Origin of the sequence: Rothia nasisuis (genome assembly GCF_928381405.1) — a bacterium.
GTDB lineage: Bacteria > Actinomycetota > Actinomycetes > Actinomycetales > Micrococcaceae > Rothia > Rothia nasisuis.
Window position 1 is genome coordinate 18,366 of sequence record NZ_CAKMSB010000003.1, and the last position, 26,855, is coordinate 45,220.

The following is a 26,855-nucleotide window of genomic DNA, read 5'->3' on the forward strand; positions in this document are numbered from 1 at the left end:
TGACCCTCTAGTTGCCCTCCACCTCGTCAACCAGGGCGCGCAGGTCGTCATGGCGCAAATCGTCCTTACGGAAGTGCTTATTGCGGTAACCCGAGCGGCCCATCATATGCCCAGAGATAGGGATGGTGAGCATCTGAAGGAGCAAGATGACAAGCAACACCGGCAGCAGAGCCAGGGAGCGGAAGTGAAAGGCCACGGCCAGTAGCATAAGCATCAGACCGAAGACCTGAGGCTTGGTGCCCGAGTGCAGACGGGTCAGCAGGTCGGGAAAGCGAACCAGACCGATTGCCGCCCCCAGAGACATCAGCGCCCCCAGTAGCATGCAGAGCAGGGCCAGAACGTCACAAACGGTATCAAAATTCATTACTCCCCCTGGTCCTTGCTCACGCGTTCAGGGTGAGCGTGGCGGTGCCCCCGCTGATCGGCGTCCTCAGCCAACTCCACCGGCGCGTACCTGCTACTTTTCTTTGCACGGCGGCGGCGTAGCCCGCCCTCAGAGATACGGGAAACTGGGGTGGCCTCGTCTGCCTTCGAATTATCAGCAAAGCGGGCTACGGTCACCGAGCCCACAAACCCAATCATGGCTAGGGCAACTAGCAGAATCAGGAAGAACTGGCTGTTAGTCACAATCATAAGCACGCAGAGAGCTGCAGTCAGAATCGAGAGCAGCACGTCACTCGCCAGCACACGATCCAACAGAGCAGGGCCCTTCCAGATGCGGTAGACCGTGCCCCAGGTAGCCAGAGTCAGAATCAGGCCGGTGGCCCAAAAAGCCCAGGTCATGCGTGCTCCTCTCGGGATTTTTTCAGATCAGCTGCGCGCTCGATGGAGCGGTCAGCGGCCTCGTCCCTTTTGAGGGCCTCGTACTCCTCGCGGCTACCGGCAGCCTTAATAATCAGGGTCTCAAAGTGGTCAACCTGATTGAGAAACCTCTGAATCTCCTCATCAGTGGATATGTTGAGCACATGAAAGTAGAGCACTGACAGGGAGCGGTCAACCTCAACCACCACGGAGCCAGGAATCAGCGACATGGTATGCGAGACCGCGGTCAGCAACAGATCAGAATGGGTGCGCAACTGCACGGCTACCACCGAGTTACGCAGAGGCGGGCGGAAGGTGGCAGCTAACCACATGACCTCAAACGAAGCCTTAGCAATGTTCCAGATAAGTTCTAGAACGAAGCGAACCGCGTAGAAGATATTGAAGCGGTTCGACAGGTAGAGGGTGGGGAGCCTAAAGACCGACATGGTCATAAAAGCTAGCACTGCACCGAAAGCTATGAAAGGTAGCGAGAAATCCTGCCAGAGAGCGCACCAAACAAAGACCAGCCAGAGGAAAGGCGGGATAGCGTGAATCAGGCTCTCGCGTGAGAGGTTGGACTTTTTCACTGGTTCACCTCCTGGGAGCTATTACCTTCAATCTGCTGACGCAGATAGTCCTCACGGGTGGGGGCCTCATCCCCGAAGGCAGATTCGATGTAAATATCGGGATTAAAAAGGTTATCTGACGCATTCTCTGCCAGTTGGAAGAGGGGGCCAGAGAAGAGAGTAATGAGCACACCCACCACAACCAGAGAGACGGTAGAGGCCATCATAGAGGCCGGAATCGGCTTGGTCTCGTAGTGGGCTGGGTCATCAGAGTGTTCGGCCATAACCAGCTCGGGGGTGGGCTCCTCAGCCTCCTTAGCGGGTCGCCAGAAGGCCTTGTTCCACACACGGGCCAGGGCCAGCAGGGTCAGCAGGGAGACCAGGACGCCAATGCCAGCATTGAGATAGGCCAGGGCGCTACCGTTTTGTACAGAGGCTTCAATGAAGCCGACCTTTCCGATAAAACCCGAGAAGGGCGGGATGCCGCCTAGGTTGATGGCGGGGATGAAGTAGAGCAGGGCCAAGACGGGGGCTATCTTCATCAGGCCGCCTAGGCGGCGCACGTTGGTGGAGCCAGCTCTGCGCTCTACCAGGCCAACCACCATGAAGAGGCCGGTCTGGATCACAATATGGTGGGCGATGTAGAAGACCACGGTAGTCAGGCCCAGCTCGTTACCCAATGAAATGCCCCAGATCATGTAGCCGATATGGCTAATCAGGATGAAGGAAAGCAGACGCTTGATGTCACCCTGGGCCAGGGCACCTAAGATACCCACCAGCAGGGTCAAGCCCGCCACGACCCCCAGAAGTGTGTCCAGGCGCCCTTCGGGGAAGAGCAGGGTCTCGGTGCGAATAATCGCATAGACACCCACCTTGGTTAGCAGGCCCGCGAAGACAGCGGTCACCGGGGCCGGGGCCGTGGGGTAGGAGTCAGGCAGCCACAGCGATAGCGGGAAGACCGCCGCCTTGATACCAAAGGCAATCAGAAGCATCAGGTGCAGCTGCATCTGGGTGCCCTCGGGCAGGGTGCCCAGCTTCAGCGACAGGTCGGCCATGTTGATGGTGCCCACCGAGGCGTAGACAAAACCGATAGCGGTCAAAAAGAGCATGGACGAGACAACCGAAACCACCACGTAGGTCACGCCTGCACGAATACGCGGGGTGTTGGCGTTCATAGTAATCAGCACATAGGAGGCCATGAGCAGAATTTCAAAACCCACGTAGAGGTTAAAGAGATCCCCGGCCAGGAAGGCATTTGAGACGCCCGCCAATAGCAACAGGTAGGTGGGGTAAAAGACCGAGATGGGCACCTCGTCGTCCTCATCTTGCAGGTTCTGGCCGGTAGCGAAGACCAGCACCGCCAGCGAGATAGTCGACGAAACCACCAGCATGAGGGCCGAGAGCTGGTCGACCACCATGGTGATACCGAAGGGGGCCTCCCAGCCTGCCAGGTGCACGGTCTGGGGTTCTGCGCCCCACACTGCGGCCAACAGCAGAGCCTCAAAAAGGAGGGTTATGGTAACGGCAGCGAAGGCAATGACGCGCTGCACGCGATCTTTCTTGGAGACGAAGGTAATCGCGGCGGAGAGGAAGAGAATGATGATGCACAGGGGGGCGAGCTGGGCAATGTCCACGGGCTAGTCCCCCTTCTTTGACACGGTCGGCTGGGCGGCAGTTTGGCTGATTTTCTTCTTCTCTTCTGCTTCGTTGAACTCTTTTTCGCGGGTTTCCTCATCAGCATCGAACTCCGAAGCGTCGACCTCAGCAGCGGCGTCTTCTTCTCTATCGAAGGAGTCCTGCCCCGCTACGCGAATATCTTCGGCGTCATCGGTAATTTCATCGGCGCGTGAGAGGAGCCAGGAACGGTAGATAATGCCTAGAATCAGGGCTGTCACAGCACAGGAAATCACGATAGCCGTTAGGATCAGGGCCTGCGGTAGCGGGTCTGAGTAGTCTTCTGCGGCGATATCTTTGCTGTAGAAGGGGGCTAGGCCCGCCGGTCCGCCAGCGTGAAGAATCAGGATGTTGGTCGCGTTGGTCATGAGCATGAGGCCCAAGAGCACGCGGGTCATAGAGCGGTCAAGAATCAGGTAGACGCCCACGGCGTAGAGCACGCCCATGACCAGGATTAGACTGAGGTCGATAATCATGGTTAGGCCTTTCCTGCCTGAGCTCGGGCTTGCTTCTCTTTTTTGCGACGCTCAACTATGAGCTTGAGATCGATCCGTTCACCCAGGCTACGCAGGATATCGAGCACTAGGCCAATGACCAGCAGGTAGACACCGATATCGAAGATGGTGGCGGTGACAAAGTGGACGTGACCGAAGACCGGTAGCCAGAAGTCCAGCACGTAGCTGGAGAAGATGGGGTCACCCCAGAGGGCCGGAGCCAGGGCGTAGAGGGCGGCGATACCTAGGCCTACCCCCAGGAAGGTACCTGCGGAGAAGGGGGAGGCGGCGCGCAATTCGGCACCGCCACCAGCCAGGTAGCGCACGGCAAAGGCCAGACCCACCATGAGACCACCGGCGAAGCCGCCTCCGGGTAGGTTGTGGCCTGCAATCAGCATATAGAGGGAGACTATGATGAGGGTGTGGAAGAGCAGGCGGGTCATGACCTCCAGCAGGATGGAGCGGGACTCCGGCGGCAGGGTGCGGCCTGCCACGATGAAGGGGTCACGCTCCACCGAGGAGAATTGCCCTGCCACACGCTGGGCCACAGTAATCTGGGTGCGCTGGGCAAAGGAACTCTCAATCTTCTTCATGGCCTGGGTGTCGAGCCTGCGGGCAGAGGCCGAGTCTGCGCGCCCTTCGATAAAGAGCAGGGAGGCCACGCCGGTGGCTGCCAAAGCCAGCACCGAAATTTCGCCGAAGGTATCCCAGCCGCGCATATCTACCAGGGTCACGTTGACCACGTTGTAGCCGTGGCCAATCTCGTAGGCCAGGCGGGGCATCTCTAGCGAGATAGGGGCCAGGGAGCGGGAGGAGAAGGTGAACATGGCCAGGGCCATCATCAGGGCCGAGAAGCCCAGGGCGATAATGACGCGCAGAGTCTTGCGGGCTCCGTCCTTGCCGTCCTTGGAGCGGATGCGGGGAATTTGCCGGGGTAGCACGCGCATGGCCAGCACGAAGGCCACCAGCACGATAGTTTCTACCAGCAGCTGGGTGGTGGCCAGGTCAGGGGCGCTGCGCAGGGCGAAAAGAATAGCCATGCCGTAGCCGGTGACTGAGACCATCATGATAGCCAGGAAGCGCTTGCGCACAAAGACCACCACCAGGGCGGCCACAATCATAACGATAGCAATAGACCACTGGGCCGGGGATTCAGAGACACGCACGTTGGCCAGGGGCGGGGTTTCGTTGACGAAGAGGGCCGCGAAGGGCACCACCACGGCGGTTATCAGAATGACACCCAGGTAGAAGCCCAGGGAGCCTCGCTGAGTCATACCGGTGACCCAGACAGCCAGGCGGTCCAGCCCATCGACGGCGTCGCGGTAGACGATAGAGGCGCTGGGGGCCGAGGGCAAAATACTCTGTAGCTCTTCAATCTGTTTGCGGAAGATAAAGAGCAAGGTGCCAATCCCCATAATGACCAGGGAGGTCAGCAGGGCCGGGGTGATGCCGTGCCAGAGAGCCAGATGCAGTCCAAGCTCATCGGCACTCTCGGGGAAGGCTACCAGAAAGCGCTTGACGAAGAGGTGAACCAGTTCGGGGTAGAGCCCGTAGGCAATGGTTAGGGCGGTCAGCACGGCCGGGGCGAAAAGGAAGGTCATGGAGATCGGGTGGAAGGCTGTATCGGGGCTGAGCTTCTGGCCCCGGCGGCTGCGCCTCAGGGCCCGGGCGCTGATGTCAATATCGCCGTTATCGACCTCTTCAAAGTCAGCGGCGCCCTTTTCCACCCGGCAGTACTTAACACCCTCTTTGTGCATGTAGGCGTAGGGTTTGACCGCAAAAGCACCCCAGACGAAACGGGCCGAGTAGGCAAAGGTGAGCACGGAACCCAGGAGAATGGCAATCAGAGTGGTTGCCTCCTGCCAGCCGGTGGTGCGAGCAAGGTAGGTTTCCAGTACCGCCTCCTTGGCCACAAAGCCCGCTAGAGGCGGAATACCAGCCATTGAAGCTGCCGAGAGAGTAGCCACCGTGGCCAGCTTGGGTGCCCTGCGGTAGATACCCGAGAGCTTGCGAATATCGCGGGTGCCTGACTGGTGGTCGATAATACCGACCGAGAGGAAGAGGGCGGCCTTGAAGAGGGAATGAGCTACCATGAGAGCCATAGCCGCGTAGATGGCGTCCGGGGTTCCCCCTGAAATCACCAGGGCCAAGAAGCCTAGCTGCGAGACGGTGCCGTAGGCCAGAATCAGTTTCAGGTCGGTCTGCTTGAGGGCGGCCCAGCCGCCGAAAACCATGGTGAAGGCACCGAAGATAATCAGCGCGTTCTGCCAGATAACTACCTCGCCGTAGCCGGGGGCCAGACGCAACAGAATATAGATGCCAGCCTTGACCATGGCCGCGGCGTGCAGGTAGGCCGAGACAGGGGTGGGGGCGGCCATAGCGCCGGGTAGCCAGAAGTGCAGGGGGAAGATGGCCGACTTAGAGAGCGCACCGCAGAGAATCAGCACCAGGGCAACAGAGAGCAGGCCCATAGTCAGGGGGCCGGTGCCCTCCTGGGCTGCGGTCAGCACGGCGGGGCCCCGCTCCACCAGTTCGGCCAGGGAGTAGGTGCCCAGGCTGTAGCCCAGCATAACGATACCCACCAGCATAGCCAGGCCACCGGCGGTGGTGACGGTTAGGGCTTGCAGGGCCGAACGGCGGGCTGAGAGGCGGTGGCGGGAGTAGCCGATGAGCAGGTAAGAGAGGATGGTGGTGATTTCCCAGAAGATGAACATGAGGATAAAGTCATCTGCGGTAATCAGACCAAACATGGCTCCGGCGAAGCCGAAGAGGTAGGCGGCGAATTGGCCGTCGTCACCGGTGGAGTGTTTAAAGTAGCTTGCGCAGTAGAAGAGCACCAGGGAGCCCACGCCCAGCACAAGTAGGCTCATGACCCACGAGAGGGTATCCATGCGGAAGGTCAGTTGCATGTTTAGCTCGGGGATCCAGGTGTAGCTCTCGGCCCAGGGGGTGCCGCCGAGGATCTGACTTGTTTTGGTCAGCACTAAGGCAAGGACGGCTGCGGGAAAAGCTGCTAGCAGGTAGAAAGTAGAGGTGCCCATGCGGCGGTAGAGCCAGGGGGTCACTATGGACACAAGCAGGAAAAGCGCAAGAACTATGGTCACGTATCGGCCCTTGGTATGTGCAACGGGGTCTTTAGTTAAAGAGTAGGCCTACCCAGTTTACCTGTCGATGATGCCCGTCTCATAGAGCCTGTAATATTCCACTTACTTTGTGCATTCCGCGCGGTGCAACCCTTGATACATATTTTTTCCTTTTCAACGCGAGCGCGCTCCTGGGCCACAAGTTCCATTTGCTCAAGGATGCGGCGGCGGGCCCCCCGTCCTTCGGGAGGGTACTTGTGCTCCGGCTCCAATGTCCCTTCTTTTTGCCGAAAGTGCCACTAAGGCCGGCGCTTTCGGCAAAAAAAGGGGACATTCGGCTAGCTGAAACATCACATCTCAAAAATCCCCGTTGCACCCTGTTCCAGAAGCCACCCCACATACAATAGGTTCGATTTACCCATTACACCGCGAAAGTTTCTCATGTCTAACAGATTTGGCCTCACATGGCAGCTCCACGGTGACGGCAAGAACATCACCCCCGGCTCCGTCGTCCGCCCCCTTGAACGCCTCACCTGGGGCCGCACCATCGGCATCGGCGCCCAGCACGTGGTTGCTATGTTCGGCGCAACCTTCCTGGTGCCTCTGCTGACCGGCTTCCCACCTGCCACCACCCTCTTCTTCTCGGGTATCGGCACCATGCTCTTCCTGCTCATTACCGCAGGACGTGTGCCCTCCTACCTAGGTTCCTCCTTCGCCTTCATCGCGCCCCTGGCTGCTGCCACCAACCAGCACGGCCCCGGCGGCGCCCTGGGCGGTATCGTCATGGCCGGTACCTCCCTCTTCATTGTTGGCCTGCTTGTTCAGGTTGCCGGTACCGGCTGGCTAACCAAGCTCATGCCCCCGGTAGTGACCGGCTCCATCGTGGCGCTGATCGGCTTCAACCTGGCCCCCTCTGCCAAGAACAATTTCATGGCAGCGCCCGTTACCGCCCTGGTGACTCTGGGCTCCATCATCCTGATTTCTGTGCTCTTCAAGGGCATGGTTGGCCGCCTGTCAATTCTGCTGGGCGTTATCATCGGCTACATCACCGCCGTGCTGCGCGGCGAGGTCGACTTCACCGCCATTGAAAAGACCTGGGCTGAGCAGGGCCTGATCGGCCTACCCCACTTCCAGCACCCTGAGTTTCACTGGAACCTGGCTGGTCTCTTTATCCCCGTCATTCTGGTGCTGGTTGCCGAGAATATCGGCCACGTGAAGTCTGTGGCGCTCATGACCGGGGGCAACCTCGATAGCTACTCCGGCCGGGCCCTCATGGCCGACGGCCTGGCCACCACCTTAGCCGGCGCTGGTGGCGGTTCGGGCACCACCACCTACGCTGAAAACATCGGCGTTATGGCAGCAACCAAGGTCTACTCCACCGCCGCCTACTGGGTTGCTGCAATTTTCGCCGTCCTGCTCTCCGTCTTCCCGGTCTTCGGTGCTGCCGTGGCGTCCGTGCCTGCCGGTGTGCTGGGCGGGGCTGCTACCGTGCTCTACGGCATGATTGGCATGCTGGGTGTGCGCATTTGGGTGGAGAATCGTGTGGACTTCTCAAACCAGGTCAATCTGACCGCCGCCTCGGTAGCTCTGATTGTGGGCATTGCCGACTACACCTGGGATATTGGCGACCTGCAGTTCGCCGGTATCGCCCTGGGCACCGCGGCAACCCTGGTGGTCTACCACCTAATGGCTGCGCTCAACAAGGCCTCCAAGGCCCACCCCGAGCCGTTGACTCCAACTGAGGCCAAGGGCGACGTCCACTAACCCCTCAACCGACAGTTGGTACCATCTAAACTAGAAAAACCCACCAACTAGGTGGGTTTTTCTAGTTTAGATGGTACCTACCCGGAGGAGGCGAGGACGCTCGCGAGCAGGTCGCTGCGATTGGTGACGATTCCATCAACCCCCAGGGCAAGAAGCTGGCGCATGGTTGGCTCGTCATCAATAGTCCACACGTGCACCTGCACGCCTGCGGCACGGGCAGCCGCAACCAGCTTACGATCCACGATACGTAGACGCCAGCCTCCCAACTCCCGGCAGGCGGGAACCTGCACGGCATCGAAGGGTAACAAGAAAAACCTCGTGAATGGTTTAAGAACATTCCACAGACCTGGGTGTATGCGCGAAAAGGCATAGAAGAGGATGAAGGTGGACTGCGAGGCGCTCAGGGTAAGGCGAAGCCCAGCCCGACGGGCGGCGGCGTGCGCCTGCCTCAGACGACGCTCCGAAAACGAGGCAAGCCGCACCCGATCTGCTGACTCAGTAGCAACCAGTGTACTCACTACGGCCCTTGCCGCCCCGGCGTCTTTAAGATCGATATTAAAGCGGGTCTGTGGGAAGGCGCTAAGAGCCTTTTCGAGTGAGGGAATGAAACCACCTTCTGTTAGCTCCACACGGCGCACCTGCTCCCAGGTCATCTCTGCGACCCGCCCGTCGTGAGATGCCAGACGGCTAAGGGTAGGGTCATGAAAGACCACAGCGACACCGTCCGCAGTGGTGTTGACATCGGTCTCTATCCAGTCGGCGCCGGCATCGAGTGCACTCGAGAAGGCACCGAGGGTATTCTCGGCAGAGTGAAGGACTAGGCCGCGGTGGGCAAAGATTTCTGCGGGCGCAGGAACAGGGGGAGATGCAAATGCGTGTGAAGGCATAAATACAAGTATATTACCGACCGGTAACTTATAGGTTGTTGATTTAGCTCTCACAATGAATGAGGCTTACTCAAAAGCCCTCTGGTGCGGCTCCCCGAGCCCTGAAACGAAGCCGCTGGGGCTCCATTCAGCGCCAGCCTGAAAGCAGAAAACCGTGCCGAAGAGGCACCAAGAAGGGGGGGCATGGAGTCACCCGGCACAGCACCAGCCCTAGCTCTGCCGCCCAGCTAGGAAACCCTCAATGGTTTGCGCCACCCCGTCCTCTTCAAAACCGGGGCAGATGCGGCCCACGCGGTCCTTCAGTTCAGGTAGCCCAGAGGCCATAACATAGCCGTGACCAGCCCAGTCGAGCATCTCAAAATCGTTGGGCATATCACCGAAGGCCGCGACTTCACGAGGTTCAATGCCGTGTTCGAGCGCAAAGTCGGCCAGCGCCTGCCCCTTATTCAAGCCGCGCTGCGCAATCTCCACCAACGGCTGATAGGGTGCAGAGCGGGTTACCGAGGCGCGCTCCCCCACCATCTCGCGCACCTGATCTAACAGTGCGGCGGGAGTGGCCCCGTCCTTGTAAAGCAAATATTTAATCACTTCAGCTGCGGGGTCTAACATCTCGTTAATCTGCCCGCGCATCACTTTAGTCAAATCCTCCTGGGCATGGGGAGAGTAGTCACCCTGCACATATACACGGTCGAGAGTTTCAGCAATGAACAGAGAATTGGGAAAGACCGTTTGAAGCTCCCCGTGCAGTTCGCGCACCTGCTCGCCAGCTATGGGGCGGGTGGCAACAACCTGCCCTCGCGCGATATCGAACGTCACCGCTCCGTTAGAGCAGAAAGCATATGAGTTCTCGCCGTTCCACTCCTCGCCCAGCTGCTCAAGCACCGGGCCCATCCAGCGCAGTGGGCGGCCTGTAACAAAGATGATACGGACGCCAGCATCCGCCGCCGCGTGCAGAGCCTGCAACGTACGGGGGCGGAACCTGAAATCATCACCGATGAGGGTGCCGTCCAGGTCACTGGCAATCAGTTTAATCATGTTTCACATTCTAGTTCTCTTCTTCATAGGTGGCAGTCAGAAAAGCACGGGCAATGCCGTGGAAGAAGAGGTTGAAGTTGACTACGGCAGGTGTTGCGCCCTCATCAATGTCTAGCTTTTCCACGTCAACGGCGGTCACACAGAAGATGTAGCGGTGCGGGCCGTGGCCAGCGGGCGGGGCTGCGCCTAGAAAACCTCGGGTGCCGCCGTCATTGAGGTGACCGATGGCGCCGTCGGGCAGGTCCTCGGCTGCGCCGGTGGCGAGTTCGGTGACCGAGACTGGGATATTCGATACCGCCCAGTGCCAGAAGCCACTGGGGGTGGGAGCATCCGGATCAAAACAGGTGACCACAAACGACTTGGTCTCTTGGGGAAAGCCGCTCCAGGCTAGCTGGGGCGAAACGTCCTGGCCACCAGCACCCATGACGCCCGAAACCTGGGCTTTGGGCAGGGTCTCGCCTTCGGTGATATCGGCGGACGTCAGTGTGAAAGTAGGCAGTTCAGGTAGGTCAGCGTAGGGTTCACGGTTGAGCACGGCGCCTCCTCGTTGATGTAGCTCGTGGCCTGTCTGACCTAAGTCTACCGGTTACAGGTACTAGGTACACAAGGGGTGGGGCATCTCAAGAATAACCGCGCCCCGTGCAACCCCTGATAGAGGGCCTAGGCGCCCGGGAAGAGCGCGGCATTAAGCTCCTCACGGGTGGGGGGATTAGCGCCCTCACGCGAGACGGTAATGCCCGCCGCTACCGCCGCGAAGGCCAGAATCTCCTTGAGGTCATCCTTGCTCATCAGTTCGATAGCGGCACGAGCACCTGCCCCCCGAACGCCGCGGTCCAGCAGGGCTGCCAGCAGAGCTGCCATGAGCGAGTCGCCCGCGCCCACGGTATCGGCCACCTCTACCCGGTAGGCGGGTAGGGCCAGGCCGTCAGGTGAGGTCTTACGTGTCAACGCCCAGGGGCCCATCTCACCGCGGGTCACAACAACCAGCGAAGCGCCGAGGTCGAGCCAGGCCTGAGCTGACTGCTCAAGGGTCCGATGGGGGTAAAGCCACAGTAGATCCTCATCAGAGGCCTTAACCACGTTGGAGTAACGCACAATACTCTCTGCCCAGGCACGCGCCTGTGAGGCGTCAGGGACGATGGAGGGGCGGCAGTTGGGGTCATACGAGATAAGCGCATGAGGAGCCGCCTTCTTAATGGTCTCAAGCACCACGGTAGCGCCGGGCTCAAGCATGGCGCCGATAGAGCCCACGTGCACGGCGGTAGCCTCGCGGCCCACCTGCTCGAGGGCGGTCGCAGCGGCATCCAATGACCAGTCAATATCGAACTCGTACTCGGCAGCGCCACTTTCGCCAATCGTGGCCTGGGCGACCGAGGTCTTTTTAGCGTCCGCCCCAACAGGTAGCAGAACACCTGAGGCACGCAGGTGCTCATCAATGAGCTTGCCGTAGGTATCGTTGCCGTAGCGGCCAATGAACTGCGCGGTGTGACCCAGCCGGGAGGCGCCTACAGCGACGTTCATGGGTGAGCCGCCGGGGTGCGCGTGAGATTCGAGCCCGGGGCGCTGAACAACGTCTACGAGGGCTTCGCCAATGACAGTAAGCATGAACACAATTTTACCGGCTGACTGCCCCGGCAGGGGTTATGATGCGTCACAAACTGCACATGTGAGTGAAGAGACTATACACTGGTGCTGTAGCGCCACACCCCACCAATTGTTTCTTCGTAAATAATTGAGGGTTTGGCGTGCCCTGACACCAGCTACCAGCGCACCGACGCGCTACTAACCGATGAGTTCAATGACGCTACTCATCGAGGAAGAGGTCACACCATGACTATTTCTGCCGATAACGCTCACGAGCAGTGGCTGACAGCTGAGGCCGAAGCCGAGGCAATGATTCCCCTGATTGGCAAATTGAGTCGAGAGAACAACGTCGTTGTTTCCATTCACGGCCATAGCCTCATCAACAAGTCTGTGATTCAGATCCTCAAGGCCCACCGCTTCGCCCGTCAAATTGACGATGTTGAGCTGAACCCGGCTGATTCCCTGCGCGTCCTTGAGGTTGTCAGCACCTTTGAGCTGGGCGCCTGCTCCCTGGATCTAGCCAGCCTGCTACGCACCTTTGAGGCCTCCGGGGCAGCTGACCTCGAGTCCTTTCTCCGCCAGGAGCTGGCACCGGTCATCGGCAAGAAAGATCAGATCAAGGCTGCGTCGCAGGACGTCGTGCTCTACGGCTTTGGCCGTATCGGCCGCCTGCTAGCTCGCATCCTACTGGAGCGCTCCACCGGCCCCGGGCCTAAGCTGCGTGCGGTCGTCGTACGCAAGAACACCGACAACGACCTGTACAAGCGCGCCTCCCTGCTACGCCGCGACTCCGTGCACGGTGCTTTCAAGGGCACCATCCGTGTAGATCCCGAGAACTCCACCGTCATCGCCAACGGCACCCCCATTCGCTTCATCTATGCCTCTGACCCCGCCGAGGTTGACTACACCGCCTACGGCATCGAGAACGCTATCGTGGTTGATAACACCGGCCGCTGGCGTGATCAGGACGGCCTCTCCCGCCACCTGCAGGCCAAGGGGGCAGCGCGCGTCCTTCTGACGGCCCCCGGCAAGGGAGTGAAGAATATTGTGTGTGGTGTCAACGACAACATCATCGACGATAGCGACCTGGTGCTCTCGGCTGCTTCTTGCACCACCAACGCCATCACCCCGGTGCTAGCAGTGATGGACGAGGTGTACGGCGTCAAGCGCGGCCACGTTGAGACCGTCCACTCCTTCACCAATGACCAGAACCTGATTGACAACTTTCACAAGGGCGATCGCCGCGGCCGCTCCGCTGCGCTAAACATGGTGATTACCGAAACCGGTGCCGCAAAGGCCGTCTCTAAGGCCTTGCCACAGCTGGAGGGCAAGCTGACCGGCAACGCGATTCGCGTGCCCACCCCAGATGTCTCCATGGCTATTCTGAGCCTGCAGCTTGAGAAACCCGTGGGGTCAAAAGAAGAACTCAACAACCTGCTACGCGAGCGCTCCTTACGTTCGTCCCTGCGCCGTCAGATTGACTACACCGATTCTCATGAGATCGTCTCGACCGATTTTGTGGGCTCTCGTGCCGCCGGGGTGGTTGATGGTCTAGCCACCATTACCTCGGGTGACGACAACGCTATTCTCTACGTCTGGTACGACAACGAGTTCGGCTACTCCTGCCAGGTGATTCGCGTACTCGAATCAATGATTGGCGGCAAACTGCAGAGCTTCCCCGCCTCCACCTAAGGCACCTTCTAAGGTTCCGGGCACAAGGATGCCCACGCCCCACAGAGGTCTGCCTCGGCCCACCCCAGGCTGGGGCAGACCTCTTCTATGCGTCCTGCTAGGCTGGAAGCCATGAAAATTGCTACCTGGAATGTGAACTCTATTCGTGCCCGCGCCGACCGTGTGGAAGACTGGCTCGACCGCTCTGATGTAGATGTACTGGCGATTCAAGAGACCAAGGCAACAGATGAGACCTTCCCTTTTGAAATCTTTGAGTACTCGGGCTATGAGGTAGCCCACTTTGGGCTCTCGCAGTGGAACGGGGTAGCTATCGCCTCGCGTGTGGGGCTAGAGGATATTCAGCGTACTTTCGCAGGCCAGCCTGCCTTCGGCAAGCCCGATGAGGAACCGGCGGTGGAGGCCCGCGCTATCGGCGCCACCTGCGGCGGCGTCCGCGTGTGGAGCCTGTATGTGCCCAACGGGCGCGGTATTGACGACCCCCACATGCCCTATAAACTGGCTTGGCTTGAGGAGCTACGCAAGGACGCAGCGTCCTGGCTAGCCAAGAACGAGCAGGCTGAGTTTGCCCTGGTGGGTGATTTTAATATCGCCCCGCTCGATGAGGATGTCTGGGACATCGACTTTTTTCGGGCCAACCAGCTGACACACGTCACCGGGCCAGAACGCGCGGCTTTTCAAGCTTTTCTAGAAAAACCCCTGGGTTTGGTTGATGTGGCCCGCGATCACACCTCTGTTCCCTACACCTACTGGGACTACACCAAGTTGCGCTTTCTCAAGGACGAGGGGATGCGCATCGATTTTCAGCTCTACTCCCCCGCGCTAGCTGCGCGAGTGGTAGATGCAGAGATTGACCGTGAGGAGCGCAAGGGCAAGGGCGCTTCGGACCACGCCCCTGTCATCGTCGAAATCAACTAACCCCACGGATCACTCAGTTCTCATTTTGTGGGTAAACAACCCCGCAAAATGAGAACTGACTGGTCAATTAGGCCGGGAGGAGGGGGCGCCGGGCGTGCCCGTCATACCCTTGCGGGGGCTGGCCCGTTACAGGGAAGGAGGAATTAAAAGAAAAATCCACTCTCATGTAGAAGCCTAGAGAGTGGATTTCGTGGCTCCGACCGGCGTCGATCCGGTGACCTTACGATTTTCAGTCGCACGCTCTACCAACTGAGCTACAGAGCCAGGCATACCCTTAGATATGCCACAACCGCGTCTTCTCATAGGCGAGAACTTACGCGGTCGGAGCGACCCCGACGGGACTTGAACCCGCGACCTCCGGCGTGACAGGCCGGCGCGCTAACCAACTGCGCTACGGGGCCATACGTAAGAACTAAAGCTCTTACATGGCCGTGAAACCGAAGTTCCACAGTACCCCCAACGGGATTTGAACCCGTGTTACCGCCGTGAAAGGGCGGCGTCCTAGGCCGCTAGACGATAGGGGCTAGTTCGCTTGAACCGCAGACTTGATTCATCAGCCTGCCGCTCGAACAAGTAATACAATACGCGACTTCAAACAGGCGTGCAAATCGAAAAATACCCGCGGAACCCCACAGGTAGGCAGAAGATTGGTGGCTCACGCCACAAAACCAACACACCAACCGCCGCAATTACCGCTAAATCAACTAGTCATAGCCGCTTTTCGGCGGTCAGATACCCGCATCAAAAAATTTCCGAACTTTTTTAAAAAGGCGGCAGGGAAGCGCCGTCGGAGTCTGATTATCAAAATCAGACCTCGGCGGGAACCTCCCTGCCTTCGCCTTACACCTCTAGCCTCCTCCCCTACACGGGGCAGAAACCAGGGTCTCACCGAGTGCAGTTAGCCCCAGGTGATACCAGCGTCGGGGGCCTGATTGATGCGCGGGTCATCAATCTGGGGAACAATCATGACCGGCACCTGAGTGTTGTGCAAGATACCCTGCGAAGTGGAGCCCAGTAGCATACCGGCTATGCCGCCACGGCCACGAGTACCCACCACAATCAGATCAGCGGTCTTACCCGCCTCAAGGAGCACCTGCACGGGTGAACCGTCAATCAGCTTAAACTCAATCTCAAGGTTGGGAAAGTAGCTGCGAATCCATTCAGCGGCCCGCCGCTGCAAATCTGCAATCTCACGGTAGAGGGCCTCAAAGTCAACGGCTGCAGGCACCCAGTTGAGTGCACCGGTGTAGGGGGCGAGCGCGTTGACCAGGGTCAGTTTGACGCCGCGACGGTCGGCCTCGTCGGCCGCCTGCATCATGGCAAGGCGGGCCTCATCGGAGCCGTCAGAGCCAACAACCACCGACTGGCCGCCGCCCAGGAGCCTGGGGTCAGTCTCGATTTTCTCAGCGTAGGACTGGGGCACTGCCACGGTGGGGCAGTGCGAGTGGGCGGGTAGAGAAGTGGAGACGGTGCCCAGCAAACGGCCCAAGAAGCCGCCGTGCGAGCGGGACCCGACTACCATAAGTTCCGCTCTCTTCGAGAGCTCCAGCAGGACGGCGGTGGCGTCACCAGTCTCAACGGTTGCGCGGAGTTCCACACCGGTTTCGCCCACGCGGGAGTGGGCCTCGTCAAGAATCTGGGCAACGCCGTCGGTCAAGGCCTGCTCGTCAACCATGGAGTAGCCTGCATCAAAACCGGTACCGGTGAAGACGGGGAGGGAATAGGCCGTCACCATACGCACGGGCACCTTGCGAATCTCTGCCTCATGGACGGCCCAGCGCAGAGCGCCGTAGCTCTGCTCTGAGCCGTCAATCCCAACGATAATTTCACCGGCTGCGTTGGTCACGTCTGCAATGTTGTCGCGGCTGGCTACCGCTTTTTCACCGAAGGTGAGTGCGCTTTCGGTCATGGTCATCTCCTTAGCTGTGCGATGACCCCGCAGATGCGCCGGGTTGCCGGCGCTACCGCCGGGGCCTTACCCCCAGTCTAGCCCTCGGGAACTTCCTTGAGTGACTTATTTCGCATCATTACCGCACTTATTCATTTTTGAACTACGAGGCTTGTTCATAAGGTCTTTCTCGGAGCCCCGGGCTCGCGCTATCTGCCAGCCCGGGGGTGCCTCTACCCTTATGAATAAGTCTCTAAGGAGCACAAGGACGCCGCCACCCGTCCACCTTGCCGCGCGGTAGGGAGGGGGGAGGCGTCCTGCCGCTAACGAGCGTGCGCCATATCGCCGAGCGTGCACTAACCATGCGCACGCTCAGCGATATGACGCACGCTCGCCGAGAAACGGGGCCTAGCCCGCGCACCTAGCGCTAGCCCAAGGGGCTAAACACAGCGCCAGACGCGGTCACCGTCAGCACACCCCACTCGGTGTACAGCACTGAGGCATCACCCACCTGCTGAACTTCAGATGTGGGGAAGCCGAAAACGCTCACAGCTCCGTGAGCGTTGTAGTAATCACCGGCAGGGACGCCGGATTCCACAAAGTGCGCCCCGGTAGCCTCAGACCAGAAGATATTACCGCTCCCCTGGCCTGGGTGGACGAAGCTCTGGCGCGCCCCGTGACCCACCGGCTGCTCGTCGCTGACCGGAATTAGATTATCCAGCGGGAAGCCGCTCGCTACCGTCACCCCGCCAAAACGCCACAGGTCATGAATCGCACCGTGTACGGTGTGGGCACCGGTTACCCCGTTATAAAAGATGGAACCGTCAGAGAAGTGCTGGCCTGAAAAACCGGGCTTGCCCGGCCCGCCAACAGCCGTGAAGCCGTCATCGGTGGGTAGGCCAATCCAGGGGTGCGAGGGGTCAGAACCAGCACGAACAAGCTGTTCGTTATACTCCTCACTAATAGCGGTTCCACCGGCCATGAAGAAAGCGCCGGTCTCTTCGCTCCAGTAGATGGTTCCCTTTTCAAACACCTGGAAAACCGCTCCCGGTGAACGTGTAATCGTTGTCTGCTCAGACGAAAGCGGCTTGCCGTAGTAGGACTCTCCGCCGCCAAACTCATATTTAGCACCAATAGCGCCGCTCACCTGGGCATCCGGGGTGTAACCAGCCGGTGCCGCTCCTGCCGGAGTGAAGCCGACCGCCACCAGGGCTGAAAGCACCAGCGTCGCGGCACTGCGACGAGCGAGGTACTGGCCTGAAAAATTCTTATTCTTGGTGTTCATGGCATCCTTTCCAACACCGGAAGGCACCTCTCACAGTGCCCGGTCAACCGATGGGATACAGCCCGGAGCTGGCCCTGACGCCACAGCACCGGGGAGAGGCCTCCCGGCCTCTCGGAGCATTTCTCCAATACATCCACCCCACCACAGCTATCCGGGGGTAGGCAAGCAAAAAGAGGAAGATTTATTGAATCGTAAGCGAACCGTTACCGACCCGTGACACTGCAATCTCGTTCCCAGCATCTGCCCACCGTCTCGTGGGAAACTAGGGAATAATTACGTCAAGAATCGAGGTAGATTATGGCAGATAGACCCCAAACCGCCGCCTGGAACACCTGGGCGCGCCAGCACCGTGCTCACCCCACCGGCCTCCTTGCTCCCCGGTCAGTGCCCGAACTGCAAAAGCAGGTTACGGACGCCTCAGTAACGGGGAGCCGCCTTAAGGTGGTGGGGCGGGGGCGTAGCTCCTCAGCTATCGGGCAGCCTGCGGGTGCCCTGCTGACTTTAGAACACCTGACCGGCCTGGTCCGTCTTGATTCTGAGCGCCTGACTGCCACCTTTCTGGCGGGCACCACCGTGCGCGAGGCCAACCGGTTGCTGGGCTACTATAACCTAGCCTTCACCAACCTGGGGCGTCTCGACGATCAGACCCTAGCCGGAGCCATCTCAACAGGCTTTCACGGCACCGGCCTTGACTACGGCATCTTTGCCACCCAGGTGGTAGAGCTCAAACTGGTTGACGCAGGCGGCAACTTGCTGACCTGCTCGTCCACCGAAAATCCCGCAGTTTTTTCGGCGGCCCTCACCGGCCTGGGCGCCCTGGGAATTATTGTGGAACTAACTTTCGCGGTGGTGCCCCAGTTCCGCCTGCACGCCGCCGAGCGCGGGCACTCCTATAACGATATTGTTCACTCCTTTGAAGATCGGGCCCGTGGGTCTGACCATTACGAGTTCAGTTGGTTTCCCGGCTCACCCGAGGTGCGCACCCGCCGCCTGACCCGCCTGGCCCTGCTGACCGACGGCTACATGCCACCCGGTGCGGCCTTGAGCCAGGCTCGCCGGTACGGGGGCGACCACCTGCTCAACAACGGGGTGTTCTCGGCTCTCAGCTACACCGGGGCTAAGGTTCCGGTAGCCCAGCCGCTATTGAATAAGGTCTCGAACTGGGCCAAGGGCAACCGCCGCTACGCCGACTATTCGGCACGAGTCTTTACAATTCACCGCACGGTACGGCAGAACAATATGGAATACGCCTTTGATTTTTCCCAGTTCGCCGATGTGATGCGTGATGTGCGCTCACATCTGGCTCAGTACCGCAGCCAGATGGGCTACCCCCTGGTAGTGCGCACAGCTGCTGCTGACGATATTTGGCTCTCGCAGGCCTGTGGGCGAGAGACCTTTTATGTGTCTGCCCGGGCCTACTGGCGGCAGCCGCACGCTGAGCTCTTTGGTGCCCTTGAAGATGTCTTCAAGGCCCATGAGGGCCGCCCGCACTGGGGCCAGTTCCACACCCACGCCGCTGAGACCCTGGCAGAGCTCTACCCCCGCTTTGAGGATTTCGTGGAGCTGCGCGAAGAGCTGGACCCCGAGGGTCTCTTCCTCAACCCCTACCTGGACTGGGTGCTCATGCGCTAACCCTCCCTGCCCTCCCCAGTAGGTACCATTTAAACCAGAAAAACCCACGAACTAGGTGGGTTTTTCTGATTTAGATGGTCTTTTCTACAAGAAGCTGAAGGCTACTCGCCGCGTGAAATCGCGGTCATCTCGTCACGGTCAACTACCTTAACGCGGGCGCGGGGCTCGCCGGCAGCGTCCTTGGCCTCTGCACCCAGGGCCTTTTCGTGGTCGTCCAGGCGGTGCCAGCCTTCCCAGGTGGTGTAGCGAACTCCCTTGTCGTCGAGGAAGGCCTCAATGTCTGCGGGGTCGGCGGCCTCGGCGGTGTAAAGGTTCTCGCGGTCTTCCAGCAGGTGGGTGACGGTTTCGAGGGCGTCTGACTTGGTAGAACCAATCAGGCCGACGGGGCCGCGCTTAATCCAACCGGTGGCGTAGAGGCCGGGGACGGGCACGTCGCTGTCGTCGATGACGCGGCCCTCAACATTGGTGATGACGCCGCGTTCGCTGTCGTAGCCGACCTCAGGCAGCTCGGAGCCGAAGTAGCCGATGGCGCGGTAGACGGCCTGCACGGGGTAGTCGATGAATTCGCCGGTGCCGGTGACGCCGCCGTTGCCGTTGAGCTCGGTGCGTTCCATCTTGATGCCGGTGACCTTGCCGTGTTCACCGAGAATTTCAGCGGGTGACTGTAGGAAGTGCAGGTGCAGGCGGCGGGAGGCGGTGCCGGGGTTTTCCTTCTGCTCTTCGAGCCAGCCGGTCAGGGTCTTCATCATGACCTTGGTCTGGGCGTTGGTTTCCATGGCTTCGCGGGAGGCCTCGTCGAACTGGAAGTCTTCTTCGTAGAGCACGATGTCAACGTCGCGGGAGTGGGCCAGTTCGCGCAGTTCGAGGGGGGTGAACTTGATCTGGGCGGGGCCGCGGCGGCCGAAGACGTGCACGTCGGTGACGGGTGAGGCTTTGAGACCTTCGTAGACGTTGTCGGGGATTTCGGTGACGAGCAGGTCGTCGGCGTGCTTGGAGAGCACGCGGGCGACGTCAAGGGCTACGTTGCCGTTGCCGAGCACGGCAATTTCTTTGGCTTCCAGCGGCCAGGTGCGGGGATAGTCGGGGTGGCCGTCGTACCAGGAGACGAAGTCGGACGCGCCGTAGGAGCCGGTGAGGTCAACGCCGGGGATATCCAGGGAAGCGTCCTTGATGGCGCCGGTTGCGAAGATGATGGCGTCGTAGTGCTTGCGCAGGTCGGCCAGGGTGAGGTCGGTGCCGTAGTTGACGTTGCCAAAGAAGCGGATGTCGCCGCGGTCCAGCACCTTGTGCAGGGCGTTGATGATGCCCTTGATGCGGGGGTGGTCGGGGGCTACGCCGTAGCGGATCAGGCCGAAGGGGGCGGGGTAGCGGTCGAAGATGTCGATGGCTACGGGCACGGCTCCGGTGCGGACTTCTTCGCTTTTGGTGAGGATGTCTGCGGCGTAGATACCTGCGGGGCCTGCACCGATGACGGCGACGCGCAGGGCGCGGGGGGCTTCGGTTGACACGGGTTTTCCTTTCGGCGCCGGGCGTAGGTGGGCACGGCGGGTTGGGACTTTGGTTCTGCTCTAGTCTACCGAGTTTGGGGCGGACGCCGTCGCCCCGGTTACAGAGTAAGTCCTGGGGTTACCGCGGGTAGGGGCTGGTCGTAATAGATGTAACAGATGGGGGGCAGGGTGCTTTAGATGGCTCCGGCCTGGGACCAGCCAGCGTCTAGGCATTCTTGGGGAGCGGTGAAGATACCGGTTTTGTTTTTCTCGCTCTGGGCAAGGACCTCTGCCGGAATCTGGCTGTAGTGCTGCTGGTATTCTTCCTCGCTCATGTAGTCACTGGCTAGTTCTTGCTCAGCAAACTCGGTGGGGTCAGCCAGTGTGCCGCCGAAGCACATGACGCCGGAGTAGAGCACGTAGATATTGCCGGTGTCGATGCCCCGCTGAACATCTTCGTTAGAAATGGTGGGACCCTGGGTTGCCAGCTCTTCGGGGCTGGCGGTTGCTGTGGCAGGTGGCAGTACAGTGGTGGCGCGGACGCTCGGGGTGGAGCTTGGTGCCTCAGCTGTAGTGGACGCGCCGCTGGAGCAGGCCGTAAGAAATGACAGGGTCAAGAAAGAAAGGGTAAGAATGTTTTTCATAATTCTTTATAACCTACCCCACTTCCATGAAGCAAGATGGGGCTACGGTGACAAGTCACCTATCTAAAAGAGACTTATTCATACAAGGTAGAGGCACTCCGGGTTCACAGCGAAGCTGCTAGTTCCATCGAGCGCAAGCCCAAGGGCACCTAGAGAAAGGCCTTATAAATAATCCTCAAGTACTTAAGTACCAAGTTTCTCCACTCCCTTCCATACGAATTCCATGATGTGTTACATTATTTTCATCCAAAAGATTTATATGAGTCAGCCATCAAACCAGCTCAACACAATTAGCTATATCAGCCTGGACACCCCTCCTGGGTCTCAATTTTATAGGCTTTCTCCTTGTGAAGTATCCACAGGGCACATCCATTTAGGTTCAAGGTCATCAGGAGCTACCTAAAAGATACATCCAAAACTCCATATTTATTGCCATCCAAGAAAGGAAAAAAGTTATGAGGTTTCGAAAAATAATTTTAAGTGGGATTATTTCCGCATCTCTAGCTTTCACCCCCATTAGCTTTGCATCTACGCCTCAAGAGCCAATCACCGAAAAGAGTGTCCTTGAAGCTGTAGAAGAAAACACTAAATCACCCGGTGACATAGAGTCAATCAGCAGGCTTTCTCCGAGTGAATCTATTGAACTAGATACCAAGGAAGGCCTTGTTGAAAATAAAACAACAGACCAATCTGTAACTGAGATTCTTTCCATCGAAAGGACTGATGGCTTTCAAATAGTTGGCGTAATCAATGAAAACCATCGGGCAGATTCCGAAATTCGAGTCAACTTCCCTGGCATGCACTTGCGACAAATTGAGGGTGGCACTGTCCTGGTTTCGAATGATCTATACGGAGAGCCTGAATATATTATTGATCCAGCTTGGGCGGAAGACTCCATAGGAAAAGAGATTGGAACCCATTTCGAAATTCAAGGCAGTGAATTGGTGCAAGTCATCAACTCGCATGAGAGTGATTATACAATTTATGCAGATCCATATGTTCGTTCTGGAAAGCTGAGCTTCTGGCCGTACACCTCCTACTGGGAGTATGTACTGAGCCCTGAGGAAACAAGAAAGGTTGCACTTGGCGCATCGCTTTGCAGTTTAATTCCACATCCTGCTGCCACAATTCCATGTGGTGGGGTTTCTGCAATAGCAAACTACGCCCTATCAGGTGGAAACTGTCTGCTAATCCGATACTTTGGACCCCATGGGGTCCCACTCTCGGGAAGGTGTTAATGAAATTTTATATAATTCTCATTTCGATTATTTCCTACGTTGCCATTATTTTCTTGGGTGGAGGTGTTGAATCTTCAACTGCGAATATTTTAGTTCTCTCTTTGGCAACAGCTTGCACTGGGGCATTTCTTTGCCCTAAAAAAGAGGGCATTGGATATATTGCAATTGCCAGCATTCTGCTTATATTTGGTGTATTATTTAATGAATTGATATACACTATAAACATTGTCCTTGTTGTAGTTGCATCATTTTCTATATGGAGATTGCAAGTGGCAAATAGAAGTCACCTCTACGATGAGGGCTCCCCATAATGAGGCTTATTCAAAAGTAATCAGGCAACCCAGGCTCGCAGCAAAGCTGCTGGCTCGGATGAAATGAGCGGGTGCGAGCACACAAGAGCGAACGGAATCCGCCGTCAAGCGGGACGCCAACCGCCTGGATAAGCAACGATTTTTCGCGAAGCGAAAAAGACATCTGGCAATCATGCGAGTTAGGAGCGAACCAGGCCAGAGGGTTGGGCTTGTGCCCATTGAGGCTTATTCATAAGGGTAGGTGAAGCAGGTTCACAGCGAAGCTGCTGGCTCGACGGCTGGCGTGAATCGCCTCGTGAGCGAAGCGAACCAGACGAGAGGGTCGGCAGCGAGCGTGAGCCTGCGGAACCCCTTATGAATAAGCTTCATTGAAGCCCGCAGATTATTTTCCTCGCAGGCTCGGATGGAGTCGGCAGCTTCCGAGCGCGCGAGGAAAGAAAGGCTGACGACGGAATAGGCGAAGCCGCTGGGCTCCATCGAGCGTGAGCCTGCAGAACTGCTTATGAATAAGCTTCAGAGAGTTAAACACTTCTGTTGAGAGAGTCCCGCCAAGCGAAGTTAGTACTTAAGTACTGACTTCGCTCATGGTTCTTGAACTTTATTCAAGAACCATGTATTTCTACATCATAGAATACTGTCAATAACGAAGAGAATTCAGATGAAATTAGCTATAATATCACTACTGATTACACTAGCTTCCTTACCTTCACCCGTAACTCCCCTGTCAGATTTCAATAGCAACCACCAAGCATCTTTAGCCAGTCCTGCCGTCCTGTACTGGACATGCCCCCACGTGCTTGAGGTTCTACGACTTTGTAAAAAATAGAGACTCACATGAACCACCTCGAAATCGCCCGCAGCTTCCCTGCCATAAAGCCAACAGGGAAGCTGCGCCTTACCTTACTCTTCGTAACCGTTCTGGTGACCCTTGGCGACTTTCTACAGGTACCCCATCTTTCTGGAGCAGACCGTCCCTATAGCCTGGGGTCTCTACTACTTCTTACCCTCCTGCTTTACACTCTCTACGCGAAGAGAACCCTCACCCCCTATATCTTCTGCGCAGGACTCTTAGTCAGCACCATTCATATTCCTGATGATAGTTTCTTCTATCTAGGAATATTTTTTGGGGTTCCTCTAACAGTTTTTCTAGCTAGCTCAAGGCAGCTTATTTTATTAGGGATTAGCGTACTTTTATTTTTCTTCAGCGGGTTTGTAAATCAAGATTTTCTCAGCTGGCTCATCGTGTCATTAGCCTTCTGTGTTCTTCTATTTTTTGTTCCCCTAGCACTACGAATCTCCTGGGAGCAGAAAAAGATCCTGGCTCAGGAATACGCCGACTACAAAGAACAGGTAGCTGAATCCAACCGCGCCCTAGCCCGCGAACTCCACGACACCGTAGCCCGGCACATCAGCGTCATCGGCCTCACCACCGGCCAAGGACTCGACGCAACCGACCCCAGCGGCAAAGACGCCGCCCTGCACACCATCGAAGAACACAGCCACAAAGCCCTCACAGACATGCGCTTGCTCATCCGCACCACCCGAGGCGACACCGACCCCACAGCCCTACCCCAGACGTCCGCACCCACCATCAACCTCACCCAAACCCTAACCCAAGCCCGCAAAGACCTCACCGACCACGGCTTCACCCTGAACGAAAACATCACCATCACCGAAGCAGACCTACCCGACGGCGTGCGCCCCACCTTCCACAAACTCATCCAAGAAATCTGCCACAACGCCAAAAAATACGCCCAACCAGGGTGCACCATCACCGTCACCGCCAAACCCAACCTCACCGGCGTCACCGTCACCACCTCCAACCCCGCCGCACCCAGCAACCCCAAAAAACGCACCCGGGGCACCGGCTACGGGCTCGTCGGCATAGGTGAGCGCATCCGCGCCCTCGGCGGAACCATGCACTACGGAGTAACAGACACAACCTGGAACCTCACCGTTCACCTACCCCTCGCCACCGCCTAGAAAGCACCCACCATGCACCAACCCACCGTAGCCCTCATCGAAGACGATCCCGACTTCAACGAACTCCTTAGCCTCTACATCAACAACGACCCCGACCTCAACCTCATCGCCACAGGACGCAACGGGCAAGAAGCCATCACTATCGCCAACACCCTACGCCCCGACGTCTTCCTCATGGACCTCAACATGCCCGTCATGGACGGCATAGAAGCCACCCAGCAGATCCTGGCAACCCACCCAGACACCAAAATCATCGCCGTCACCACCTTCGATAGCTACAGCTACGTCAGCCAAGCCCTCGCCACAGGCGTCCACGGCTACCTACTCAAAAACTCCCGCGCCAAAGAAATCAAACAAGCAGTCACAGCAGCGGTTGAAGGGCGGGCCATCATCGACCGGCGGGCCCTCGCCAGCCTGGTCATCTCCATGAACCTCACCCAGCCACCCCAGGGCGACCCCTGGAGCGAACTCAACACCACAGAGCAGGCCATTACCAAACTCGTCTGCCTAGGGCACACCAACCAGGAAATCGCGCAGGAACTGAACTACTCACTCTCAACCGTCAAAAACACGCTCTCACAGGTCTACAAAAAGATGGGCGTCACCACCCGCACCCAGCTCCTGGTACACGCCGGGCACCACAACTTCCCGGTACTCGGTTAGGGAACCAGGCAAAACGCGGTAAACAACCCCGCAAGGGGCTCCTCACAAAGTCTTCAGTTACCTAGACACGAGACAGGTAGGCGCCACCTAGCCGAAACGATAAAGGACGCCGCTGTGGGCGGGTAGAACCAGCGTGGTCGGTGCCGCCACCCCGGCAGCAGACAAGAGCCCAACTGGCACAGCTAAAGCTCCAGAAGCGTGATCACTCAGGTTGACCGCGGCCCAGCCCCCACTAAAACTGCGCACCCAGGCTCCGCTCAGCTGCACTGCATCACCCTGTGGGAAGCCCAAATCCCAGCCCAGCTCCTCACGCCAGGGGGTCCCATTGTGGGCGTCATGGTCGCCGGCGCTCAAAGCAGACCAGTGCCCTGCCCCAAAAACCCAGAAGGCCGCCAGGGCTGCCAGAAAATTGGGGTGCGCGTCCCGCCCATCACTGGCTGCCCGCAGCAGGGTAAGCCGAGGACGCCGGACCCCTGCGGGGCGGGGCTGCCCCAGGGCTACCGGGCTGTGGTGGCCCATCATCTGCTCCACCTGGGCAAGGGCAGAAGGCTGATCCAAGAAATCGGTGACTGACCAGCCTAAAAAGACCTCTTCAAAGCCGCCGCCATAGGCGCTGTGGCGCTCCCATTTTCCGGGGTCCATACGAGATTCGGCTATGTTGGGCACCAGTAGCTTATCCCGAGCATTCAGCGCCTCACCTGCCTCTGCGATTAAGGCATCCAGCCCCTGGTGCACCTGGCTCATGCTGTGCGCCCCCTGAATGGGCAGGTTCAGGCCATAGTAGTCGCCGTAGGTGTCATTATCTGCCATCACTCCGTCAAAGGGCGAGGCGGCAAGCTCAGCGGTGACGTTCTCAACCCAACGCTTACGGTAGGCCGGGGACCAAACCTGCATCTGGTAATGCCCCGGGTAGCCAGTCCACTCGATGAGCTGACCGTCTAAACGGCGGGCAAACCACTGCTCCCCAGCCTGTTCCGCCTGCTGGGCTTCAGCATAAGAAACCCCAGATGTGAAGGGGCCTACCGTCTCATAGCTACGAGTTGACGAGAGGCACTTGTAGCAAAGCACAGTAATGGCGGGGTTCAGAGCCTTAAGTCGGGTAGCGGCCCAGGCATGCTGCGGCTGCAAAAGAGCAACGGTGTAGTGTCTGGCGGCAAACTCAATCTGTGCTTCCGTAATGGGTTCCCCACCGTAGCGTACCCACAAGCCCTGACTCATCTACTTACCTC

General features: G+C 58.3%; 23 protein-coding genes and 3 tRNA genes. 8 read left to right on the plus strand and 18 right to left on the minus strand.

The window, feature by feature from the left end; translation table 11 throughout:
- Positions 1-7: 7 nt before the first annotated feature.
- The 6 genes from mnhG to L6966_RS03250 are packed head-to-tail and all read right to left on the minus strand — an operon-like array spanning position 8 to position 6,639.
- A complete protein-coding gene (gene mnhG, locus L6966_RS03225) occupies positions 8-364 on the minus strand; it encodes a monovalent cation/H(+) antiporter subunit G (RefSeq protein WP_083090590.1) in 357 nt (118 codons plus the stop codon).
- The gene (locus tag L6966_RS12170; RefSeq protein ID WP_083090591.1) at positions 364-783 is read right to left on the minus strand and encodes an MrpF/PhaF family protein; all 420 of its coding nucleotides are present in this window, start codon (positions 781-783) and stop codon (positions 364-366) included. The genes mnhG and L6966_RS12170 overlap by 1 nt, the downstream gene beginning before the upstream one ends.
- Positions 780-1,388, minus strand: coding sequence for a Na+/H+ antiporter subunit E (locus tag L6966_RS03235; RefSeq protein ID WP_237224964.1), 609 nt, complete (start codon positions 1,386-1,388; stop codon positions 780-782). The genes L6966_RS12170 and L6966_RS03235 overlap by 4 nt, the downstream gene beginning before the upstream one ends.
- On the minus strand, positions 1,385-3,001 hold the full coding sequence (locus L6966_RS03240) for a Na+/H+ antiporter subunit D (protein ID WP_237224965.1): 1,617 nt from the start codon (positions 2,999-3,001) through the stop codon (positions 1,385-1,387). The genes L6966_RS03235 and L6966_RS03240 overlap by 4 nt, the downstream gene beginning before the upstream one ends.
- Positions 3,002-3,004: 3 nt before the next feature.
- Positions 3,005-3,517 (minus strand): Na(+)/H(+) antiporter subunit C, encoded by a 513-nt coding sequence (locus tag L6966_RS03245; protein WP_083090594.1) that lies wholly within the window; start codon positions 3,515-3,517, stop codon positions 3,005-3,007.
- Between the two features lie 2 nt (positions 3,518-3,519).
- Positions 3,520-6,639 (minus strand): Na+/H+ antiporter subunit A, encoded by a 3,120-nt coding sequence (locus L6966_RS03250; RefSeq protein WP_237224966.1) that lies wholly within the window; start codon positions 6,637-6,639, stop codon positions 3,520-3,522.
- A 420-nt stretch (positions 6,640-7,059) separates the two neighbouring features.
- On the opposite strand from L6966_RS03250, the gene L6966_RS03255 reads away from it, so the two are divergent.
- A complete protein-coding gene (locus L6966_RS03255) occupies positions 7,060-8,382 on the plus strand; it encodes a uracil-xanthine permease family protein (RefSeq protein ID WP_237224967.1) in 1,323 nt (440 codons plus the stop codon).
- 77 nt (positions 8,383-8,459) lie between these two features.
- Here L6966_RS03255 and L6966_RS03260 read toward each other — a convergent pair whose 3' ends face one another.
- From L6966_RS03260 to L6966_RS03275, 4 genes are all read right to left on the minus strand, one after another.
- Positions 8,460-9,269, minus strand: a complete 810-nt coding sequence (locus L6966_RS03260) for a glycerophosphodiester phosphodiesterase family protein (RefSeq protein ID WP_237224968.1) — start codon at positions 9,267-9,269, stop codon at positions 8,460-8,462.
- 210 nt (positions 9,270-9,479) lie between these two features.
- Positions 9,480-10,304: a Cof-type HAD-IIB family hydrolase gene (locus L6966_RS03265; RefSeq protein WP_083090598.1), complete on the minus strand. Its 825-nt coding sequence runs from the start codon at positions 10,302-10,304 to the stop codon at positions 9,480-9,482.
- Positions 10,305-10,314: 10 nt separating this feature from the next.
- Complete coding sequence (locus L6966_RS03270) at positions 10,315-10,839, minus strand: YbhB/YbcL family Raf kinase inhibitor-like protein (protein WP_083090599.1); 525 nt, start codon at positions 10,837-10,839, stop codon at positions 10,315-10,317.
- Positions 10,840-10,964: 125 nt separating this feature from the next.
- Positions 10,965-11,909, minus strand: coding sequence for a carbohydrate kinase family protein (locus L6966_RS03275; RefSeq protein WP_237224969.1), 945 nt, complete (start codon positions 11,907-11,909; stop codon positions 10,965-10,967).
- A gap of 225 nt (positions 11,910-12,134) precedes the next feature.
- Between L6966_RS03275 and L6966_RS03280 the strand changes: the two genes are divergently transcribed.
- Both L6966_RS03280 and L6966_RS03285 read left to right on the plus strand, forming a co-directional pair.
- Entirely contained in the window at positions 12,135-13,580 is a 1,446-nt protein-coding gene (locus L6966_RS03280) for a glyceraldehyde-3-phosphate dehydrogenase (protein ID WP_237224970.1), read from the plus strand.
- 111 nt (positions 13,581-13,691) lie between these two features.
- Complete coding sequence (locus L6966_RS03285; RefSeq protein ID WP_237224971.1) at positions 13,692-14,495, plus strand: exodeoxyribonuclease III; 804 nt, start codon at positions 13,692-13,694, stop codon at positions 14,493-14,495.
- A 191-nt stretch (positions 14,496-14,686) separates the two neighbouring features.
- On the opposite strand, the gene L6966_RS03290 is transcribed toward L6966_RS03285, so the two are convergent.
- From L6966_RS03290 to L6966_RS03310, 5 genes are all read right to left on the minus strand, one after another.
- A tRNA-Phe gene (locus L6966_RS03290) sits at positions 14,687-14,759 on the minus strand.
- A 63-nt stretch (positions 14,760-14,822) separates the two neighbouring features.
- Positions 14,823-14,896, minus strand: a tRNA-Asp gene (locus L6966_RS03295).
- Positions 14,897-14,946: 50 nt separating this feature from the next.
- A tRNA-Glu gene (locus L6966_RS03300) sits at positions 14,947-15,019 on the minus strand.
- Between the two features lie 374 nt (positions 15,020-15,393).
- Positions 15,394-16,404 (minus strand): universal stress protein, encoded by a 1,011-nt coding sequence (locus L6966_RS03305; RefSeq protein WP_237224972.1) that lies wholly within the window; start codon positions 16,402-16,404, stop codon positions 15,394-15,396.
- A gap of 406 nt (positions 16,405-16,810) precedes the next feature.
- Positions 16,811-17,668: an LGFP repeat-containing protein gene (locus L6966_RS03310; protein WP_083090604.1), complete on the minus strand. Its 858-nt coding sequence runs from the start codon at positions 17,666-17,668 to the stop codon at positions 16,811-16,813.
- 297 nt (positions 17,669-17,965) lie between these two features.
- On the opposite strand from L6966_RS03310, the gene L6966_RS03315 reads away from it, so the two are divergent.
- Entirely contained in the window at positions 17,966-19,300 is a 1,335-nt protein-coding gene (locus tag L6966_RS03315) for a D-arabinono-1,4-lactone oxidase (RefSeq protein WP_237224973.1), read from the plus strand.
- Positions 19,301-19,401: 101 nt separating this feature from the next.
- Here the strand turns inward: L6966_RS03315 and L6966_RS03320 are convergent, their stop codons facing one another.
- Together L6966_RS03320 and L6966_RS03325 are read right to left on the minus strand one after the other, a co-directional pair.
- The gene (locus tag L6966_RS03320; protein WP_237224974.1) at positions 19,402-20,808 is read right to left on the minus strand and encodes an FAD-dependent oxidoreductase; all 1,407 of its coding nucleotides are present in this window, start codon (positions 20,806-20,808) and stop codon (positions 19,402-19,404) included.
- A 173-nt stretch (positions 20,809-20,981) separates the two neighbouring features.
- Complete coding sequence (locus L6966_RS03325) at positions 20,982-21,431, minus strand: hypothetical protein (protein WP_237224975.1); 450 nt, start codon at positions 21,429-21,431, stop codon at positions 20,982-20,984.
- A gap of 455 nt (positions 21,432-21,886) precedes the next feature.
- On the opposite strand from L6966_RS03325, the gene L6966_RS03330 reads away from it, so the two are divergent.
- The 4 genes from L6966_RS03330 to L6966_RS03345 all read left to right on the plus strand — a co-directional run bounded on the left by L6966_RS03330 (position 21,887) and on the right by L6966_RS03345 (position 25,626).
- Positions 21,887-22,669 carry a hypothetical protein gene (locus tag L6966_RS03330; RefSeq protein ID WP_237224976.1) on the plus strand — a complete coding sequence of 261 codons (783 nt, stop codon included), beginning with the start codon at positions 21,887-21,889 and terminating at the stop codon, positions 22,667-22,669.
- Positions 22,669-22,980, plus strand: coding sequence for a hypothetical protein (locus L6966_RS03335; protein WP_237224977.1), 312 nt, complete (start codon positions 22,669-22,671; stop codon positions 22,978-22,980). The genes L6966_RS03330 and L6966_RS03335 overlap by 1 nt, the downstream gene beginning before the upstream one ends.
- Before the next feature lie 1,242 nt (positions 22,981-24,222).
- Positions 24,223-24,963, plus strand: a complete 741-nt coding sequence (locus tag L6966_RS03340) for a sensor histidine kinase (RefSeq protein WP_237224978.1) — start codon at positions 24,223-24,225, stop codon at positions 24,961-24,963.
- A 12-nt stretch (positions 24,964-24,975) separates the two neighbouring features.
- Entirely contained in the window at positions 24,976-25,626 is a 651-nt protein-coding gene (locus L6966_RS03345; protein WP_083090610.1) for a response regulator transcription factor, read from the plus strand.
- Positions 25,627-25,713: 87 nt separating this feature from the next.
- On the opposite strand, the gene L6966_RS03350 is transcribed toward L6966_RS03345, so the two are convergent.
- Positions 25,714-26,844, minus strand: a complete 1,131-nt coding sequence (locus L6966_RS03350; RefSeq protein WP_237224979.1) for a putative glycoside hydrolase — start codon at positions 26,842-26,844, stop codon at positions 25,714-25,716.
- Positions 26,845-26,855 lie beyond the last annotated feature (11 nt).